The organism is Coleofasciculus sp. FACHB-542 (assembly GCF_014695825.1).
Taxonomy (GTDB): Bacteria; Cyanobacteriota; Cyanobacteriia; order Cyanobacteriales; family FACHB-T130; genus FACHB-T130.
The window spans coordinates 38,221-57,896 of record NZ_JACJPB010000052.1; the positions used below are offsets into that span (position 1 = coordinate 38,221).

11 protein-coding genes and 1 pseudogene are annotated in these 19,676 nt (G+C 49.0%); 3 read left to right on the plus strand and 9 right to left on the minus strand.

The window, feature by feature from the left end:
* Positions 1 to 2: 2 nt before the first annotated feature.
* Positions 3 to 239, plus strand: coding sequence for a tyrosine-type recombinase/integrase (locus H6F52_RS21335; RefSeq protein ID WP_190434905.1), 237 nt, complete (start codon positions 3 to 5; stop codon positions 237 to 239).
* A gap of 102 nt (positions 240 to 341) precedes the next feature.
* Here H6F52_RS21335 and H6F52_RS21340 read toward each other — a convergent pair whose 3' ends face one another.
* The 7 genes and pseudogenes from H6F52_RS21340 to H6F52_RS21370 form a co-directional block, all read right to left on the minus strand.
* Positions 342 to 872, minus strand: coding sequence for a methylated-DNA--[protein]-cysteine S-methyltransferase (locus H6F52_RS21340; RefSeq protein ID WP_347276244.1), 531 nt, complete (start codon positions 870 to 872; stop codon positions 342 to 344).
* 388 nt (positions 873 to 1,260) lie between these two features.
* Positions 1,261 to 3,741: an ATP-dependent Clp protease ATP-binding subunit gene (locus H6F52_RS21345; RefSeq protein WP_190536681.1), complete on the minus strand. Its 2,481-nt coding sequence runs from the start codon at positions 3,739 to 3,741 to the stop codon at positions 1,261 to 1,263.
* A 1,387-nt stretch (positions 3,742 to 5,128) separates the two neighbouring features.
* Complete coding sequence (locus tag H6F52_RS21350) at positions 5,129 to 5,332, minus strand: flavodoxin domain-containing protein (protein ID WP_190416112.1); 204 nt, start codon at positions 5,330 to 5,332, stop codon at positions 5,129 to 5,131.
* Positions 5,333 to 5,405: 73 nt separating this feature from the next.
* Complete coding sequence (locus H6F52_RS21355; RefSeq protein ID WP_190416111.1) at positions 5,406 to 6,107, minus strand: dienelactone hydrolase family protein; 702 nt, start codon at positions 6,105 to 6,107, stop codon at positions 5,406 to 5,408.
* 48 nt (positions 6,108 to 6,155) lie between these two features.
* Positions 6,156 to 7,097: an NAD(P)-dependent oxidoreductase gene (locus H6F52_RS21360; protein ID WP_190536682.1), complete on the minus strand. Its 942-nt coding sequence runs from the start codon at positions 7,095 to 7,097 to the stop codon at positions 6,156 to 6,158.
* A 214-nt stretch (positions 7,098 to 7,311) separates the two neighbouring features.
* Positions 7,312 to 7,663, minus strand: a pseudogene (locus tag H6F52_RS21365) (alpha/beta fold hydrolase); the annotation flags it as partial.
* A 42-nt stretch (positions 7,664 to 7,705) separates the two neighbouring features.
* The gene (locus tag H6F52_RS21370; protein ID WP_199300670.1) at positions 7,706 to 8,002 is read right to left on the minus strand and encodes a DUF981 family protein; all 297 of its coding nucleotides are present in this window, start codon (positions 8,000 to 8,002) and stop codon (positions 7,706 to 7,708) included.
* Positions 8,003 to 8,065: 63 nt separating this feature from the next.
* On the opposite strand from H6F52_RS21370, the gene H6F52_RS21375 reads away from it, so the two are divergent.
* Positions 8,066 to 9,256, plus strand: coding sequence for a histone deacetylase (locus H6F52_RS21375; protein ID WP_190536683.1), 1,191 nt, complete (start codon positions 8,066 to 8,068; stop codon positions 9,254 to 9,256).
* A 91-nt stretch (positions 9,257 to 9,347) separates the two neighbouring features.
* Here H6F52_RS21375 and H6F52_RS21380 read toward each other — a convergent pair whose 3' ends face one another.
* Both H6F52_RS21380 and H6F52_RS21385 read right to left on the minus strand, forming a co-directional pair.
* On the minus strand, positions 9,348 to 15,947 hold the full coding sequence (locus tag H6F52_RS21380) for a translocation/assembly module TamB (protein ID WP_190536684.1): 6,600 nt from the start codon (positions 15,945 to 15,947) through the stop codon (positions 9,348 to 9,350).
* Between the two features lie 456 nt (positions 15,948 to 16,403).
* The gene (locus tag H6F52_RS21385; protein WP_242034024.1) at positions 16,404 to 18,080 is read right to left on the minus strand and encodes a hypothetical protein; all 1,677 of its coding nucleotides are present in this window, start codon (positions 18,078 to 18,080) and stop codon (positions 16,404 to 16,406) included.
* Positions 18,081 to 18,658: 578 nt separating this feature from the next.
* Between H6F52_RS21385 and H6F52_RS21390 the strand changes: the two genes are divergently transcribed.
* A complete protein-coding gene (locus H6F52_RS21390) occupies positions 18,659 to 19,669 on the plus strand; it encodes an NAD-dependent epimerase (RefSeq protein WP_190536686.1) in 1,011 nt (336 codons plus the stop codon).
* Positions 19,670 to 19,676 lie beyond the last annotated feature (7 nt).

Below are 19,676 nucleotides of genomic sequence, written 5' to 3' on the forward strand. Positions count from 1 at the left end.
TTTTGAAGAAGTGCCCAAGCTTAGGAGTAGGTAGCAGTTTGCTCTACGGTACAGGAATGCGCCGTGGCGAGAGATTGCGGCTGCGCGTCAAAGACATCGACTTTGGAAGCAAGGGGATGATGATTCGTGATCGCATTGAGGCGGAAAATTGCATCACCATGCTACTCAAACAGTTAGTAGAACCATTAAGGCAGCATTTACAATATGCGAGATCGCTTCATTTTCCCATTACCCGATGAAGCAGCCGTCAATAATATGCTGATTCGCACTTGAGCGATTGCATCATCAAAGACAGCATCAAAAAACGTCTTCCAGAAACAGAAAAAAATGCGATCGCGTCTTTAACTGTTGCTTAAAGCCATTGTTAATTGCCGACTAGATTTTGCGCTATGTCTGCGCTCAAGTTCCAGTAAACCTTCTTTAAGACGGACTCCACCTCTAAAACCTGTAAGTGTACCGTTGCTGCCGATGACACGATGACAAGGCACAATAATACACAGAGGATTTTTACCGTTGGCTGCTCCCACAGCACGCGCTGCTGTTGGCAATCCTATTTTTCTCGCTAGTTCTCCATAAGATATCGTTTGACCGTAAGGAATCGACTGGAGTGCTTTCCAAACCTGCTGTTGAAACACTGTACCTATGGGGGCAAGTGGTAGCGTGAATTGATACAATTCGCCATTGAAATATGCCTGAAGTTGATCAACGGCGTCACCGTCTAGCTTCTTTTGGAAATGCCAAGTGGCTTCTGGAGACTTTGCAGCCAGTCCTTCTTGAAAGTCTATTGCCACTAGCCCAACTGAGTTTTGCGCGATTAAGATACGTCCCAGAGGGCTATCCATGTAGGTATAGAAAATTGAATCAGAAATCATAAAAATTCCTTTTTGCTTAGATTTTCCAGAACGCGATCGCCTAAAACACCAGGTATATTTTTGCATGGATTCCCATCTGTGCATCATGGGAATGCGTTGACGAAGCCCACCGAAAGTATCGCTTATCAGCAACCCATACCATCGTTCAACCCAACAAATATTTATAAGAGTTGGATTGGTTTCCTTAAACGCCACGACGCAAGGACGCGGAAACTCCCGCTTGTGACTCGCCAACCTCTGTGGATTTTAAATTTTTAGCTCTAATTGCTCCATCTCGCCAGCAGCCTTTTTTGAGCAGAAATGGACGGTTGCAAAAAAAATCCCCTGGCAGAAATGCCAGGGGATGAAAGTGCTAAATCTTAGCTAATGAATTGAGGAACTTATGCTCTTAGGCGACCGGAAGTAACTCACGCTGTTCGGATTTGACTACCTGAATCTGACCGTCATCGTCAACATCAATGATGGCTGTGTCTCCATCTTGAATGGTGCCAGATAGCATGGCTTCAGCCAAGTTGTCTTCCAGGAGTCGCATAATCGCCCGACGCAGCGGTCTTGCACCGTAAGCAGGACTATAGCCTTCGGTTACGACACGGTCTTTGAAGCGATCGCTGACTTCCAGCGTAATTCCCTGTTCGGTCAAGCGTTCGGCAATTTCGCGCAGCATGATTACAGAAATTTGCTTCACTTCGTCCTTCGTCAATTGACGGAAGACAATGATTTCGTCGAGACGATTGAGAAACTCAGGACGGAAGTATTGCTTGAGTTCTTCATTCACCAAAGCGCGAACGTGGTTGTATTGCGCTTCAGCTTGATTGTCAGTAACCTCGAAGCCTAGACCGCCGCCGCCTTTCTCAATGACTTTAGAACCGACGTTGGAAGTCATGATAATCAAGGTGTTCTTGAAGTCTACTGTGCGACCTTGAGCATCGGTCAGGCGACCGTCATCCAAGAGTTGCAGCATCATATTGAACACATCGGGGTGAGCTTTTTCGATTTCGTCGAATAGTACCACCGTGTAAGGCTTGCGACGCACCGCTTCGGTTAACTGACCGCCTTCGTCGTATCCCACGTATCCAGGAGGCGAACCAATCAGCTTTGAAACCGTGTGGCTTTCCATGAATTCCGACATATCCAGGCGGATCATCGCTTCTTCGGAACCGAAGAAATAAGCAGCCAAAGACTTCGCAAGTTCCGTCTTACCAACTCCGGTCGGCCCAGAGAAGATAAAGCTGGCAATAGGTCGGTTGGGGTCTTTTAAACCAACGCGGGCGCGGCGAATCGCCTTAGAGGCGGCAGTGACGGCTTCCTCTTGACCGATGAGACGCTGGTGCAAGGTATCTTCTAAGTGCAGCAGTAACTCCGATTCGGATTCGGTGAGTTTGCTGACAGGAACTCCAGTCCAAGAAGCAACGATTTGAGCGATGTCTTCTTCGTTAACCACTGGGGAATCTTCAGGGTTAATGACTTCTGCCTTTTTGTTGTCAGCGATCGCCTTCAATTGTGCCTCAAGTTCCAACTCGCGATCGCGCAGTTGTCCCGCTTTATCAAAGTCTTGAGCCTTCACAACCGCTTCTTTCTCTTTGGTCACTTCACGCAGTTCGCGCTTCAGTTGCCCAGTCCCAGAAGACTTGCTGTTTCTCAAATGGACGCGAGAACCCGCTTCATCAATCAGGTCAATTGCCTTATCCGGCAAGTAACGGTCTGAGATGTAGCGATCGCTCAAGCTGGCGGCTGCAACTAGAGCAACATCAGAGATTTTAACTTTATGGTGCTGCTCGTAGCGATCGCGCAGACCAAATAAAATTTCGATGGTTTCACTGACGCTGGGTGCGCCTACCATAATCGGCTGGAAGCGACGTTCTAAGGCAGCATCTCGCTCAATATGCTTGCGGTATTCGTCCAGGGTGGTCATTCCCATGCACTGCAACTCGCCTCGCGCTAATGCTGGCTTGAGGATATTCGCGGCATCCATGCCACCTTCGGTTGACCCCGTACCAATCAGCGTATGCACTTCGTCAATGACCAGAATGACGTTCCCCGATGTCCGAACTTCATCCACAATTTTCTTGAGGCGTTCTTCAAATTCGCCTCGGAATTTGGTACCCGCGATCAGCGAACCCATATCCAGACCGATCACCTGCTTATCTTCCAAAAAGCCAGGAACGTCTTTATTCACAATCCGCTGAGCTAAACCTTCCGCGATCGCAGTTTTACCAACCCCTGGCTCTCCAATCAACACTGGGTTGCTCTTGGTGCGGCGAGCTAAAATCTGGATGGCGCGTTCGATTTCTTTGGCGCGACCGACGACCGGATCGAGCTTGCCTTGTGCGGCGAGTGCGGTCAGATTCGTGCCGAACTCATCTAACGTTGCGGTTTTGCGATCGCCACGTCCGGATGTCGAACGCTCTTCTCCACTGCCAGCAGAGACGGCTGTGACATCTCCCAGCATCCGAATCACGGCGGTACGGAGGTTATCGGGGTTAGCGTTCAGGTTTTGCAGCACTTTGGCGGCAACCCCTTCCCCTTCTTGAATTAACCCCAGCAGCAGGTGTTCCGGGCCTACATAGTTATGTCCGAAAGCCTTTGCTTCCAGAAAGGCTTGCTCGAAAACACGCTTCACCTTAGGGGTGAAGGGAATTTCAGAGGGTACAAAGCGAGACCCCCGACCAATAATTTTTTCTACCTCAATCCGGCATGCTTGGAGGGTGATGCCTTGATCGATCAGAACTTTAGCCGCCACACCCGTGCCTTCTGCAATTAATCCTAAAAGGAGTTGCTCGGTGCCCACGAGGTTGTGTCCCAGGCGACGTGCTTCTTCCTGGGATAGCATAATTACCCTAACGGCTTTGTCTGTGAAATGTTGAAACATAGCAACTTTCCTCTACCGAGCTGTTTAGGCGATGGGTGAAGTGGCATTTCCCCATGCATAAACTTTTATGTACTTGCTTAATTAACAATGTATCTCCACCCTGATAGCGATCGCAGTGGGCACAACCGTATGAAATCAGGTGTAGTTGCCGCCTATGCATGGGAATAGAAGCGCGATGCATATATGGCGGAAAAAAATATACCTCGGTAGTTATAAATTTAGGTATATAAATGGAGGGATAATTTTAAAATTCTTCCCTACCGTCGCCAACATTCAACCAGAAGCAGCTTCATCAATTCTTATAAACTTAATAATCCTTATTATTAAGTCCCCATACATCGCTCCCTGTATTCGTAGCTTAAGATACCAATCAGAGTTTCATCCACTAAAAATGTCGGAAAACCTTATATTTCTACCTGGCGGTATATTTATATCTCCTGCATGAATCATGAGGTCTAATGATTCTGGCGTGTGCAACGGCAGGACTAGACATGAGATCGTAAAGCTATCATGTAATCGACAGCCGTTCTCATTGGGATCTCCCTCCTTTAGTTTTGAAGCCCAGTGAGCGATAAAGACATTGCCCTAGTATTTCACTATCGCTCCGGCTTGATATCCTTCAGGCTTTTCCACTCAGCCAGGAACGAGTGAATCATCTTGAGAAAATCCCCTGATTGAACTCTTTCGGTAGATGTAAATGGGGTGTAAAGTATGGACGAAGCAAGTGCATCCCAAGGTAAGCAAAAATACCGGAATCCGACTGCCAACTTCTGATTTTCAGATAAAAAACGGCTGAATCATTCGCTCATAGTGTTCGCAATTCGAGCATTAGAGAATAACACCCTCTCTTAGGATTCAACTTTTCCTACAAGCTCGCTGCATCAAGATCCGGTTGTTTTTATACACCTCTAAAGTTCCAGCCTGCGGATTATCTAACGTACCATCCCACACCCAATATTCATAGTTTCTATTCCGAAACTTATACACTCAAACGCCTTCTGTCCTTTGGCTAGTTCCTCTGCCCAAACTTAAATTCCCGTTGGGATTAGTTGCACGATAGAGTAGTTCACCAGAAGTATGTTTCTGCCAAATATTGATGTTATAACCACCCTGGCAGTTCATGCTTAGGATGATGCCAGCAGTAGAATCAGCAGAGGCTCTTAAGGAAAAATTAGCTAAGCTACTGATTGGCAGTAAACAATCTGTTGAAGTAGCACTGTCAAGCTAGTTAACTTAGCAGGGTTTGTTGATGGGACAAGGATTGTTATCTACAATCCTTGTCCCATCAACATTGTTTCTGAGGCGACATTATTTCCTACTGAGGGCTAGTCCTGAGTTTTTTACTTGGCAAACAATTCTTTGCCTGCTAAGGCAGCAGCCACTCGTGTTACATTCGCACCATGATACTTGGCAGCTTCCAGCCTCTCTTCAGTAAACCATCACTGGCGATTACATCATCTTCAGTAACATCCTCAACAAACTTTACCGCCACTTCAGTACCTGGAACTGATGTCACACCAGATGCTACCGCTTCTGCCATCTTCTGGGTATTGCCGTAATCAGTTGCGTAAACGATTAAAACTTTTGTCATCTTTTACCTCACACTTGTTGAAGTTGATAGCTGTTTGTGCGCCAAATCTCAATCGCTTTGCGTTTAAGTCCCGCTACCCTAAATGCTGTTTTAAAAATGCCAACGTGCGATCGCGTGCTAATTCTGCGGCTTCTTGGCGATAAGCGGAACTATTCATGCGGCTAAACCCGTGACTCACTCCTTCATAGCGATAGATTGTGACCAGAGGGTTGTCTTTCAGTCCTTGCTGAATGGTTGTTTGAGCGCTTGGGGACACATACTCATCATTTCCACCTATATGCAATATCAGCGGTTTCTGAATCTTTGTCGCCTCGGCTAAATTCTTGTCAATCTCAACACCGTAGTAACTGACGTTGGCATCCGCATCGGTGCGTGTTGCCATGAAATATGCCAGTTTGCCGCCCAAACAAAAGCCCACACTGCCGACCTTGCCTGTGCTGCTGGGATACTGCCGCAGAAAAGATAGACTGGCCTTGAGGTCTTCTACGCCGCTATCCACATCAAATGCTCGAAGTAGCTCAAAGGCTTTAGCCCAATGCTCCTCCTTGCCAGGATCGAGTTGCACATCGGGTTCCAGTCGCCAATACAGATCCGGCACCAGTACCAAATAGCCTGCCTTAGCATAATCATCGGCAGTCTGTCGCATATTCGGATTGACCCCAAGAATTTCTTGAATCAGCACAATCCCTGCACGAGGCTGAGTATCGGGTGCTGATAGATAGGCGTTAAAACTGCCGCCTGAAAAGGCTGGAATGGTTACATTTTGAGTTGTCATGATGCCTTCATTCTTCCTGATTACGATAGCCATCTGGATGCTAGAACGTTAACTGGCGTCAGCCACGGCGCTGTCAACGATCCACTCCAACGATCGCGGCTGAAAATCCAGTTCGCGTTTTGCCTTGGCATTCGATACGCCTCGCATCTGAGTCTGGTAGTAAACAATATCCGCACCACCATCCCTTTTCAGAGCATCCTCAACTGATACCTGTGGCGGTGGTGGAGCATTCAGCGATCGAGCAAACGCAGGGAGCCATTCGCGCACCGCTAAAGGGCGATCGTTCGCAATCAGATAAACACCAGGATTGCCCTGCTCTGCGGCTGCAACTGTGGCAATCGCTGCATCCTCAATGTGTAACCACGACCAGACGCCATCCCCATTCCCGACGATCGGAAACTGTTGCTGCCGCACCTGTTGCGCTACATCACCATCGGGGTTGAACCAGGTGCCGGGTCCGTAGAAGAAACCATAGCGTAAAGCAATTCCTTCGAGATTGGATGTTTCCAATAAACGGTGTTCAATCTCAGTTACGAGGCGAGCATCGGCGGCAACGGCGGGGGAGGCATCAAGCGATAACGGTGTTTCCTCATCTGCCAATCCAGTACCGGGAATTCCCCAGAAGGCGACCGACTGTCTCAGGTAGCGGCGCACCCCTGCTGCCTGTGCAGCCGCCAGCACGTTGGCACCCCCTTCTAACCGAATGCGCGTATTCAGAGGCGCTGCTGCACTCATGGATTCACGACTGTAAGTCCTGGGTAGGGCGGTGAGTTGTTCAATCACCACTTCCGGTTGAGCGCGGGCGATCGCCGCTTTAACTGAATCAGCGTCGAATACATCCGCGACCGCAGGCTCTATTCCCTCTGCCACTAATGACTGTGCCCTTTCCGGGGAGCGGGTTAGAGCTATAACATCGTGACCTCTGGCAAGTAATTGGTTGAGTAGCGGACGACCGATTGCTCCTGTTGCTCCGGCAACAAAAATCTTCATCTGTAAACCCTCTAAAACTTTGTTGACGTTGAGTATCTTTCTCGTTCAATCGTTTTCATTGCTTACTTCATAGCCTAAGAGAATCAACAAAAATCAAAGTAGTGTTTCTTTGTTTTCATTAGGCAGGGATGGGTTGAAGCCGTGACGCGAGAAATTGACGGATGTAGTTTGCGATCGCATCCCCATCTTCTTCCAGCGCAAAGTGCCCGGTGTCGCGCTCTGGAGCTTTAGCCGCAATCCGAGTAACCAATCGGAACACCATAATCCATTAAGTAAAGGCTATATTTCTTGAGAGCGATCGCAGCGATAAATTTCTCGACGATCTGTGCCAGATGATCGAACGTGTAATCAAACTCATCCACAGTTGGCATCGAACTGTTACTAAAACCCGGATAATCGGGAGCAACGAGATGGAAACGATCGCTAAGCGCGGGCATCAGATTGCGGAACATATGAGATGAGATTGGGAAGCCGTGCAACAGCAGAATCGTTGGATTATCGCGAGAACCAGCTTCTCGATAAAAGATATCTAAACCATCGATCGAAACGGTGCGATATGTAATCATCGGATTACTCCTTGTAAGTTTACTGGAGTCGTTTTACGGCAATTACTTTGGCATGGGTTGCCACATCGAGAAGTTAGCAAGATGTGCCCAGTAGGAACTCAATCCAATAAACGCAAAAATGAGGGCTGCCACAATTAACACAATGGCTCCAACAGTTCGTAAGAGCCGGTTTTCTTTGAAATAGAGAGTTGGTACAGCAAAAATTCCTCCTAAACCAACTAAGATAAACCCAGTTCCTGCTGGCACAGCGATTGGTATGAGTCCCAGGTTGATGAAGCGCAAGCCAATGAGCAGCGATACAAGTCCTGCAAAAAATCCATAAATGCCATTTTCGGACAATGGGTAATGGATAAAAAGTCATTAGTTGTTACCTGAGGACTCATAACTAAGAAGGAATAACTAATGACCAAGATGTTGCCAATTGCCCTAATTTATACGCCTGATTTTGCTATACACGATCCTGGTCAAATTAGGGTCGAAGGAAATAATTTATATCACCGGGTAGCGGGGCAAGATTTGCTCGATCCAGTTTACACGTTAGACCAAATTCAGTTTCCTTACCCAGTCGTTAGTCCGGTTCCCCACCCGGAATCCAGTAGTCGCCTGACAGCAGCAATGGCAGCGCTAAGAGATTTTGGGTTAAGCCAGCAGATGACTCTTCTTGAGCCTGAACCAGCAACGGAAGAGGATTTACAGGCGGTACACACATCGGAATACATTGCTCAAGTCCGGGCAATCAGTGCGGCTGGCGGGTATTTGGCTGAGTCTACCTATGTAAGCCCCGGCTCTTACAAAACCGCCTTGATTTCCGCTGGGGCAGGAATTAGCGCCCTCAAGGGCATTTTGTCCGGGCAGATTCAAAGCGCTGTGTGCTTAAACCGTCCGCCTGGACACCACGCCGGACGCAAACAAGCGGGTGGTTTCTGCTTATTTAATAATGCAGCGATCGCAGCCAAGTATTGCTTAAAAAAAGAGGGTGTAGAGCGTGTTTTAATCTTGGATTGGGACTTGCATCACGGAGATGGCACCCAAGATATCGTACAGGACGACCCGCGTATCATTTTTTGCTCCCTCCACCAGTTTGGTAAAGAGCTTTACCCGCAAACCGGCAATCTGGAGGATATTGGCGCACAAGGTAACATTATTAACCTGCCGCTACCCGCGAAGCTAGCCGATGATGAGTATTGGGCCTTGTTCCAGACCGTTGTACCGACTCTAATTGCCCAGGCTAAACCCGACATCGTGATTGTGTCGGCAGGGTTTGATGGACACTTCGATGATATCAATCATCTTTACCTGTACGATCCTGGCGCAGGCTTGTGCCTGAGTGCCCAACTTTACTACAACCTAACCCGTTTAGTCGCAGAAGCGATCGCCTCTGTGGGTGGGCATTACCTGCTGTTGTTAGAAGGTGGCTACGATGCCACGAATTTGGGCAACTGTCTAGTGAATACGTCTGCGGCGATGTTGGGTTTGCCGCTTGTCATTGAAGAAACCCTCCCTCAAAAAGAAACGGAGTCTTCTTTTAACTTGGAGGAATATATTGCCACACTCAACGCAGTACAGCGAGGTCGTTGGCAATTCTCTCGATAGTCACTTCTCACCCCTGACTGCTCACCCCTGACATCTCTACCCCTCAGCCCTCAGTCCTCAGTCCTCAGTCCTCACCCCTCAGTCCTTTTTTTCAGAAGCGCTTTTCATACTCCACCACTCCCCTCGTTTCCCCAGACAAATCGGTGCCACCTCGCAGCAGAATCTCATTATTGACTCGATAAGTAACACCAAACTCAGGAGGCTCATCAGCAGTCAAAATCTTCGATACAGAGGCAGAAAGCTTAGGAGTGACGGAAACCCCAACTTCTGCCGCCAAGCCCAACGTTGAAGTGCGGGACTTTTCATCCCTAACCACCGTGGGGAATAAGCGAAACTCACTTAATCCCAACGCATCTCCCACCACATTTTGGAAAGGTGTCAACAGTGCCGAACCTGCCAAATTTGCGAGTCCTAGCGTGGTATCTCCTCGACCCAGCGTTTCCACAAAGCCACCACCCAAAAGGGCGACAATTTCGCTCTCGCTGCGAGGCGGATTACTGGTCAGCTCAAGATTATCTGCCAATTGACTTGCCGAACCTGTGGCTCTGGCTTGAATGCGAACCGTTCGCAATGCCCCCAAATTGGTAGCGGGAACATCGCTAATTTCACTACTCACAATACCCGTGGCGGTTGTGTCAGCAATCCGGCTGCGGGTTACTTCGGAAACAGACGCGACCAGCCGAATATCCAGAACCGGGTCAAGTCCCTCACTGGGGGTAAACTCAGCCGTGTGTTCGTAGCCGCGTGCCAAGCGGAACTGAGTCGTAAATAGATTCACCTGACCCCTGGTTAGCCGAATCGTCCCCTTTGGCTGAGGTTCATCCAAAGTGCCATTGAGAGTAAAGCCACCAGTCGCCTGGAAACTCAGCAGCGGTGGGCGGGAGATTTCGACGCCTTTGTCTAAAGCCAGTTGCAGGTTATTAAATGCGGGAGTGAAGGGTTGCTCGTTAGAGGTTGGCGATGATGGGGTAGCGGTACCACCACCGGGTGAAGCCGTTCCGTTTGTGCCATCCCCTGCCGTCTCTCCTATCAGCACCCGACCATCGGCAAGTCGCACTTCACCCCCAATTTGCGGATTGAGAGCCGAGCCAGTAATCTCCACGTTGCCGTTGACGCCGCCTGAGTATAACCCTTTCAAATTTACAGCGAGTTTTTCAAGGCTAACCGTGAGTTTATCCCCCGACTCTTGCCCCGTGCCTGAGATGGGGATGGCTCCGGAGGCGACCACTTCACCACCACTAAAGTCACCCCGGAAGTTTTCTACTTGGATGCGGTCAAAGTTAAATAAGACCCTACCGTTGACATCGGTGAGCGGTTCGGGCAAAGCTTGCGCCTTGATAGTGGCATCGTCAACAGTCGCAATCCCGTTAGCGACAAGCTGGTTTAATTTGCCCGTATTTGGATTCACCGTACCCTGAACGTTGAGTTGCACTTGTCCGGTACCATCCACCCAAGTGACAGCAGAACGCGAAAGCAGGTTTAACAGGGAAAGTCCCTCATTTTGAACGTTTAAATCCAGGCTGAGTTGGTTGTTATCGGGTGCAACGGAGGCAAAGGGCAACTGGTAAAAGGGAATGCTGCCAGTGATTTGAGTCGTCGAGGGGATACTGGCGATTGGAGATGGGGTACGAGGAGTTGTTGCAGGTTGAGTATCGAGCCGAGTCTCCCCAGCTTCCGGGCTTGCCTGCTCTCCAGATTCGGCAGTGGCGATGGTGCTGCTGAAGGTCAGACGAGCATTGGTGTATCGGAAACTGCCCCGCGCCGCTTGGACGGCGGTTTGGTTCAGAGTGCCATCGATGAGAGTCAGTTCGCCGATGGCTTGGGGATTGTTGATGCTGCCTGCTAGGGTTGCGGTTCCATTGAGATTCCCGGTGATATCGACTGGTAAATTGGCGAACTGTTGGAATGGGGCGACAGGGACATTTCTCAGGCGCAGCTGACCGCTTTGTTCGGTTCCGCCAAGGGTGCCAGTGAAGGCAAGCAGCGTTTCTTCAGATTCAATTCGTAAGGGCAGAAGGGTGAGGACGCCGTTTTGGAAGCTGCCTTTGACAATCACATTATCAGCGGTGTAGAGACGATTTGGCTGGTCGTCTCTGCCCCACTTCCAGTTATTGCCGCCGAAGTCAAAGTCAAGGTTAATGCCTTGTCTAGGGGAAGCTGCTACGTTGATTCCGCCGGAGAAATTGCCGGTGAGGTCTTTGAGTTCGGGGATGGGCGAAGCTTCCCGTTCCTCTTTCTGGGCGGCAAGGATGGCTTCTATTTCTGACAAGCGGCGCAGTTGAGCTTCCAGGGTAGCATTGGGTAGACCGACGGGTTGGGGTTTAACCTCGGCGGCGCTGGCATAGGTAGGAGGTTGTCCGCCTCTGGCGAGATCTTGTAAATCAAAGATTTGCAGGAGGGGGAGGACGTTTTGGATTTTTCCTTGAGCCACTTTCAGCGAACCTTGCAGTTCTGGGCCGCTGGAGGTTTGAGTGACGCTACCGGCGAGGGCGTATAGACTTTCGCCTTGGCGGAACTCTCCCCCATCCAAGGTAGCGGTACCATTGGCATAGCGGAAACTGCCGATGGTTAGCAAATCGCCTTTAATAGTGCCAAGGACGGGTTGCGCGATCGCTACATCATTCCCGGCAACATTAAAATTGGCGAGATTCAGGATAAAATCTCCAGAAAGTTTACCTTCGATGGGTTGGGATGCGATCGCTGGCGGTAGACTTGCTAAGGCATTCTGGGGAGCTAAGTCTTTCAACAATTTGAGCGGAACGTTTTGCACATCCACCACCAACAAATCGCCCTCTCGGTTGCCTTGTGCCACTACCTCGTCACGCTTTACTAAAAAAGAGACGGGTTGATAGCTAGGCGACAACACCAGCGAAATCCGGTCTTGTTGATTGCCTGCTAGCTCAACGCTACTCGGCTGTCCGGGGACTAAATTGATTTGCCCGGTAAGAACGGGGTCGAACACCAAGTCATTGGCGGCAAAATTTTCGACGCGCAACTGTCCGGTTGCTCGGATAGCCGCCGGATTGACAGCACTCAGCGACCCAGAAGCATCAACGTTGCCACTCACCCGTCCTCGCAGCGCCGGAACCGGCACGGAATCGGGTAATGCTGCGGCAAGCTGTTCTAGATCAACATTGTTAGCAGAAATTAAACCCGCAAAGCGCCCGTCTTGGAGTTGGACATTTGAGGCGGTGAGGGTGCCATCCCCCACATTCAAACTTCCAGAAATCGTCCCGTTCAGGGTTGCCGGGGTGAAGGCAGCCAAACTGCCGGATAGGTTGAAGGAACTATTATTCAGCCGACCTTGGAATTGCGGGGGCAGTTGGGGAAATACTTTTGCCAACTGGACGCCATTCGCCTCGCCAGATGCTTGCCAGCGACCGTTGCCGAACTGTAGGTTGGTGGCACTGACGCTTCCCTCACCCAAGTTCAGATTTCCAGAAGCCTTGCCAGTAATCGTTTCGGGGCTGAAAGCGGCTAAGCTTCCGGAGAGATTAAAAGAACCATTATTTAGCTGACCTTGGAATTGGGGCGATTGCGGAAACACCCTAGCAAGTTCGATATTGGACGCCTCACCAGAAGCTTGCCAGCGACCGTTGCCAAACTGTACGTTAGCGGCACTGACGCTGCCTCCGGCCAAATTCAGGCTTCCAGAAGCTGTGCCGCTAAGAGTTTCTGGCGTAAAAGCCGCCAGACTTCCCGATACATTAAAAGAACCATTATTCAGCTGACCTTGGAATTGCGGTGGCAGTTCGGGAAATAGCGTTGCTAACTGAACCTCAGACGCTTGCCCGCGAGCTTGCCAGCGACCGTTGCCAAACTCTACATTGGCGGCACTGACGGTTCCCCCACCCACATTCAGGCTTCCAGAAGCTGTTCCGGTAACGGTTTGCGGGCTGAACGCCGCCAGACTCCCCGATATATTAAAAGAACCATTATTCAACCGACCTTGGAATTGCGGCGGCAGTTCGGGAAACACCCTTGCTAGTTGTACCCCAGAGGCTTGTCCGCGAGCTTGCCAGCGACCGTTCTGAAACTGGACAGTCGAGGCAGTAACCGTGCCACCGCCAAGATTCAGACGCCCTGAAGCTGTGCCGCTAATCGTTTCGGCGCTGACATTTTCCAGACTCCCGGAAACGTTAAAAGAAGCATTATTCAGCTGACCTCGAAATTGCGGGGGAATTTGGGGCAACACCGTTGCCAACTGGATGCCAGAAGCTTGCCCAGAAGCTTGCCAGCGACCATTGCCAAACTCCACGTTGGTAGCACTGACGCGACCACCGCCAACCTGAATATTTCCTTGGGCAGTCCCGCTAATCGTTTCCGGGGTGAAAGCCGCCAGACTTCCTGACAGGTTGAAGGAACCATTATTCAGCCGACCTTGGACGGGTGATTGGGGCAACACCGTTGCCAATTGAACGCCAGACGCTTGCCCAAACGCTTGCCAACGACCGTTGTTCAGCCGAACGTTTGAGGCATTGACGCTGCCCCCGCCAATATTCAGTTGAACCGAGGCGGTGCCACTAATAGTTTCCGGTTTAAAGGCAGCTAGACTTCCAGATAAGCTAAAAGAACCATTTGCGGTTTGATTTTGGAATTGCGGCGGCAGTTGCGGGGCTAGCTGCCTCAACTGGACAGCAGAAGCCTGCCCAGAAGCTTGCCAGCGCCCTGCATTCAGCGCAATTTTTGATGCCTTGACGGTGCCACCAGCAACCCGGACATTCGCTTGAGCGGTGCCGCCAATCGTTTCCGGTTTGAAAGAATCGACACTTCCGGCTAGATAAAAAGTCCCATCTGCTTGGGCTGACTGCAACTGTGGCGGGAGTTCTGCCAACCGTGCTAGTTGAACATCATCGGCAACTCCTGCCGCCTCCCAGCGACCATTTGCCACCTGACCTTTGACGTTAACGGTGCCTGCCCCGACTCTCAGAGTCGTGTTGCGAAAGTAGGTTTTATCCTGAGTAACGATGACTTCTCCACTGCCTGGGTAGGTGGCTTGGGGTGCCTGAACTTGCACGACGGTCTGGAGGTTGCCGGTAGTGCCAAAAAGCTGTGCTTTAGCGGCTACGGTGCCGATTTGGATATTGCTCGGCTTGGCGTTGTAAATCTGGGCAACGGCATCCCCTGGAATGTCTTGACCGATGACATCAAATACCAATCCTCCTTTGTCGCCCATCTGAATTCGACCATTACCAGCCAGTCTGCCGCCAACGCTAGGCAAGGCACGGATGTTGGTAATGGTGAGGAGGGTATCGATCATCTGAAATTGACCGCTGATGCCGCGAAAGTTTACCTTATCTACGATTAGGGGCACTTTTTCGGTGGGCTGGAGGGTGGCGACGGTTCCTGAGAGGATCGGTTTTTCCAGCGCTCCTTTGAGCTGCACGTCAACGCGGACTTGTCCAGTTACGGGGAAAGGTGACTCTACTTTGAGAGTATTGAGGGCAGTCGCGATCGCGACCGATTTCACTTGGGCGGCAATGTTGTACCCACCCTTTTCTTCTTGGGTATCAATAACCCCATTGGCAACTGCGGGAACCTGACCGTAAAGAGCGCTGACATTCTCCAGCGCGATCGCATATCCATTGAATCGCACGAGTCCGTTGGCATTGTTAAACGGTTGCGGCACCTCTGCAACCTGCGCTTTCACATTTTTGAGGATAGCTGTTCCCAGAAATGTGGCTCGCTCTTCATTTTGGAATCGGACTTCCAAGTTGCCATCCAACAGCCCTGCATACAAGTCTATTGGCAGCTTCGCTAAACGATCGACATCGACTGCACTCAGGTTCTGCCCTTGAACTTGCAGGTTGGTTTGTCCGGTTGGGGCGCGGTATTCACCAGAAAGTTTGAGGCTGCTTTGGATGGGCGCAGGTGTTGGATTGGCCTGCTGTTTTTGAGGGACACTTTTTGTCGGTGCCCCTAATTCGACCTGAGATTGAGCGCTGACATCAAAGCGAATCCGCTGGTTGTTATCGAAAAAGCGAGCCGTACCGCCTACCTGACGAAAAGCGACTGGTACCCCCCTCCTCTCTGCTCTAGGAAGCAGAGATTCCAGTCGTCTGGAGAGGGTGTCTTGAGTGTTACTGCGCGGAAGATTTTGAGAGGGCAGCGTTGCATCTACATTTCCTCTTGCTTCCTGGCTGCCTTTTTTCCTCTCTACAATTTTGGGCGTTGGTACCAGCACAACGTCTGCATTTTGAACCCGAACGCTTTGGATATCCGTCTTAATCGGCCCACTCGGTTCTTCTGACTTCAGTTCCGTAGAAACCCAGCGCCCCTCTTTGTCTTGTTCAACGTAAATATCAGGGTTGACCAGGGTAATATCTAGCTCCAAAGTCCGCCTAAAGAGAAGCGCTAGTGGATCAAAAACCACGTCTACACCCTCTACCGAAGCGCGGTCGGGGTCAGTGGGCGTAACTGGTATCGAGGAGGCACCAAAGCGCAGATTGTTGATGGAAAAGCCTTCGACTTTCCCCAGTTGCACGGGTCGTTTCAGCGTTTGACTGAGATTTTCTTCAACAATTGGTGCTAACCGCTGATGGACAAAAATCCACGCCCACCAGACCCCGCCAATTGTGCCAAGCAACAGGATAATTCCCAGGCCAAGGCCGGTGCGGCTTAAGAGTACCCATAGACGCCGATTGGAACGGGTAGCTGCTGTTTCATTACCCGAATTTGGGGAGTTCTTCATAGAAAACTAGCAACGGCGGTAACGAGGGTGTCTTTAGACATGATTACAGGCTTCTACCGATGAATACTATCGGCTTGTCCTATGTTAAGTGTCAACTCTGCTCCTTACGCCTGTTCCTTATATTTGGGAATTTTCCCACACTCGCGTACTCAGAATGAGACTTGCTTTGAAAGGGTCTGCCTGCGATCGCGTAGGTGACACTCTTAACCTACAATCAATGCATAATCCAAAAGACTTAAGTAGCGCTGATATGTTTCACCACTCCGTCAATTCCCTAAAACTCATCCCCTTTTAGAGTTTTGATTTCTGATTTTGGTTCGTAGAAGATTGGCTGCGATCGCGTTAGCGAAGCGAGGCGTTAGCCTAGCGCTGAAAGAGTCGGTTCGAGTCTATCGCAGTAGCCACTGACAACCCTTTATTTGTGGCGACCTTAAGCTGAAATGATTTCAGTAGTATTTAATCTAGGGTGGCTTTAATCATACATTTGGCTTGCAGTACAACCAGCTCCCCTGTCTCAAAAACCGAACAACGCTGCATCAGACCAGACATGGCTGGAATCATTCCCCGATCTAGCATTCCTAACATCTCTTTCGCTAGCGGCTGCCACTGCCTAAACCAAGGATTGTTGGTAATATATTCAGAAGTAAATGCTGCGCGATCCAGCAAGAAAAAATCCACATCATAGGTTTGAATAAAATTTTGAATTTCTGCCAAATTCTGAGTGTACTGAGTGTGAATTAAATCGGTAGCTCGTTGGCGAATTTGACGCTCGTATATTACATGATAAGGATTTGCATACTCCCACCCGACTAAAATAGCTCTCTGGGAAAAAGTAGGCAGGTTATCCACTTCTTCCGACAAAGAAGCAATCAGAATATTTTTAGGTTGTTTCTGAAAAAATTCATATAGTGCAGGTGCCTTACCAACGACATAGTTACTGTTTGGAAATTTCTCCAATAAGTACGGATAAAAGAGGATTGTAGTTCCTAGTAGAGTGGTGAATCCCAAAGCTATGAACTGCCGTCGAATTAAAAATTTATCTTGCTGCTTTGCCCATTTAAAAACTGCATCAAGCAGTGCGACTAATACGATTGCTGCACTCAAAATCATCACCAACTTGAAGCTATATCGCGTGTAACGAGCCGGAGCAAAAAGCTTGTAGAGCATGGCATGGGCAGCCACAAATATCCCGAAAGATGCTAGCGCAATCTGAGGCAAAATGATGATGTTGCTGGCAATTTGCTTAATTAGGGGAAACCTGTCGGGATAGCGCATTAAGATTGGCAAGAATAATCCCAGCAGAGATAGGGGATGTTCAAACACATTAGGCAAAAGACCACTATGTTGCCCAAATAGCCAAAACCACAGGGGATTAGTGTTATCAAAAAAAGGAATTCTTCCCGTTTGAGAAAATGCTGGTAACGATCTTAGCTCCATCCCGGCGATCGCTGGGCCAACTTCAGAGGATTTCAAAGCATAGGCCAAGATCGCTAGCAGGCAAAATCCCAGCCCAGTAGCGCCGAACAGATAATCAAGCCGATTCTTAGATAGATGGAGTCGCTGTCCGTCCCAGCGCCACAGTCTCAAGATTAAGATTCCGGCTAAAATGAACAACAACGGGGGATAAAACAATCCAGCCAAAGCGATCGCGCCTAGACATAAAAATAAAGAGCGCCGCAGTAGATAGTACAAAAATGCTAGAAAAAATAAATAAATAAAAGATCGGGGAGTGCTAGAAACTAAATCATCTCTCATAGAAAGATTTTGATTGAGTAGCAGCGTACTAATAAATCCTGCTGCTGGTACCGGAAATATTTCCAGGCAGACTGCAAAACAGTAGGTGGTTGTCAGCAGTGTCAAAAAGACTGGTAGTAATTTACTCAAGCCAAGTGGCTCAATCCCCAAAAATGCTATCAATCGATAGAAAGCAGCATATCCCGAGGGGGTTATAGCTTGAAAATAGTCAGCAATAAAATCATTCGGAAACAAGCTTGAGTCTACAAATCGCTGCATCCAAAACACATATACCCGCGCATCATCTTGCACCACATACGAGCTACTGAAAGCCTGCTTGAGTCCCAAAAAACTATAAATGAGGGCGAAAGTTAAGCTTAAAGTGAACCAAAATATCATCTGAGATTTAGAAGTTTTAGCAGTCGAGGTTGTTAAAAATTTGTGCAGGTGAGTAATTACCATAGGTAAGGTGACAGACTTAAGTTGAATGGGCAAAATGAAACGGAATAGACAAACCCCGTAATCCGACGCTAAGCAGAATTAAACTTAAAGCTCTTCATCAGACTAGACACGGCTGGGATAGTTCCTTGTTTCAGGGAAGCAGGAGCGTCTCCTAGGCGGCAGATGCAGGTAAGGGAGTAGCCGCATAAAGCAGCATACGCTACGCGAGGAGCGTATACACGTACCTGCGCTCCTCGCGTAGCGCTTTTCGCTCTCATCAACAAAATGCTCCCAGTTAGCTGCCTGGAGCGTACACAGGACACGCTCCAGGTAGCTTGCATCAGTTTGATGGGGTTGTAAGGGCACATGAACCCTTAGTGTCACCAGAGGTTCATGTGCGGAACTATGGCATTCGGCTGAGTAATTGGGCTAGACTTTGGACTTGAACGCCTTTGGATTTGTCGCGCTCATCGCCATTATTTGTCAATGACGCTACATCAATTACCAACCTGCTAACAGCTAGTAGAAACAAAAATATGGGGAAAATTTTAGTTACTGGTGCCGCTGGTTTTGTTGGTTTTTACTTGTGTAAACTGCTGCTAGATAGAGGAGAAGAGGTCATTGGCATCGATAATCTCAATGATTATTATGATGTCAATTTAAAACAAGCTCGTTTGGAGCAACTGAAGGACAAAAATAATTTTCAGTTTTACAAACTTGACTTGGCGGATCGTCAAGGAATTGCGGAGTTATTCGCGAATTCCCAGATTGAACAAGTACTACATATGGCTGCCCAGGCCGGTGTACGTTACTCGCTGCAAAATCCCCATGCTTATGTTGATAGCAATCTGGTGGGATTTACGAATATCTTGGAGGGGTGTCGGCATTCGCAAGTTAAACACTTGGTGTTTGCTTCTTCTAGTTCAGTTTATGGGGCAAATAAGAAAATGCCTTTTTCGGTGCATGACAATGTAGATCATCCGGTCAGCTTGTATGCAGCTAGTAAAAAGGCAAATGAACTGATGGCGCATACCTACAGTCATTTGTATGGTTTACCAACGACTGGCTTGCGCTTTTTTACAGTATATGGGCCGTGGGGTCGTCCAGATATGGCAATGTTTTTGTTTACCAAAGCCATTTTAGGAGGGCGTCCGATTGATGTTTTTAATTATGGTAAAATGCGGCGCGATTTTACATACATTGATGACATTGCAGAAGGAGTTTTACGAGTAGCTGATAAAATTCCACACCCAAATCCTGATCTAGCAGGAGCTGACTCCGATCCGGGAGTGAGTGCCGCACCTTATAAAATTTACAATATTGGCAATAATACGCCGGTTGAATTAGGGCGTTTTATCGAGGTTTTAGAAGATTGTCTCGGTACGAAGGCAGTGAAAAATATGCTGCCAATGCAACCGGGAGATGTTCCTGAAACTTATGCCGATATTAGTGATTTACAAAGAGATGTTGGGTTCAAGCCTAGTACACCCATTGAGGTTGGAATTCCACGTTTTGTTGAGTGGTATCGCTCTTTTTATGGGGCTTAGCAGTTAG

Coding starts and splice junctions, on each gene's coding strand:
- H6F52_RS21340 (WP_347276244.1), bottom strand. CDS start 872: ATGATTTCTGATTCAATTTTCTATACCTACATGGATAGCCCTCTGGGA.
- H6F52_RS21345 (WP_190536681.1), bottom strand. CDS start 3,741: ATGTTTCAACATTTCACAGACAAAGCCGTTAGGGTAATTATGCTATCC.
- H6F52_RS21360 (WP_190536682.1), bottom strand. CDS start 7,097: ATGAAGATTTTTGTTGCCGGAGCAACAGGAGCAATCGGTCGTCCGCTA.
- H6F52_RS21380 (WP_190536684.1), bottom strand. CDS start 15,947: ATGAAGAACTCCCCAAATTCGGGTAATGAAACAGCAGCTACCCGTTCC.
- H6F52_RS21390 (WP_190536686.1), top strand. CDS start 18,659: ATGGGGAAAATTTTAGTTACTGGTGCCGCTGGTTTTGTTGGTTTTTAC.
- H6F52_RS21375 (WP_190536683.1), top strand. CDS start 8,066: ATGACCAAGATGTTGCCAATTGCCCTAATTTATACGCCTGATTTTGCT.
- H6F52_RS21350 (WP_190416112.1), bottom strand. CDS start 5,332: ATGACAAAAGTTTTAATCGTTTACGCAACTGATTACGGCAATACCCAG.
- H6F52_RS21385 (WP_242034024.1), bottom strand. CDS start 18,080: ATGATATTTTGGTTCACTTTAAGCTTAACTTTCGCCCTCATTTATAGT.
- H6F52_RS21355 (WP_190416111.1), bottom strand. CDS start 6,107: ATGACAACTCAAAATGTAACCATTCCAGCCTTTTCAGGCGGCAGTTTT.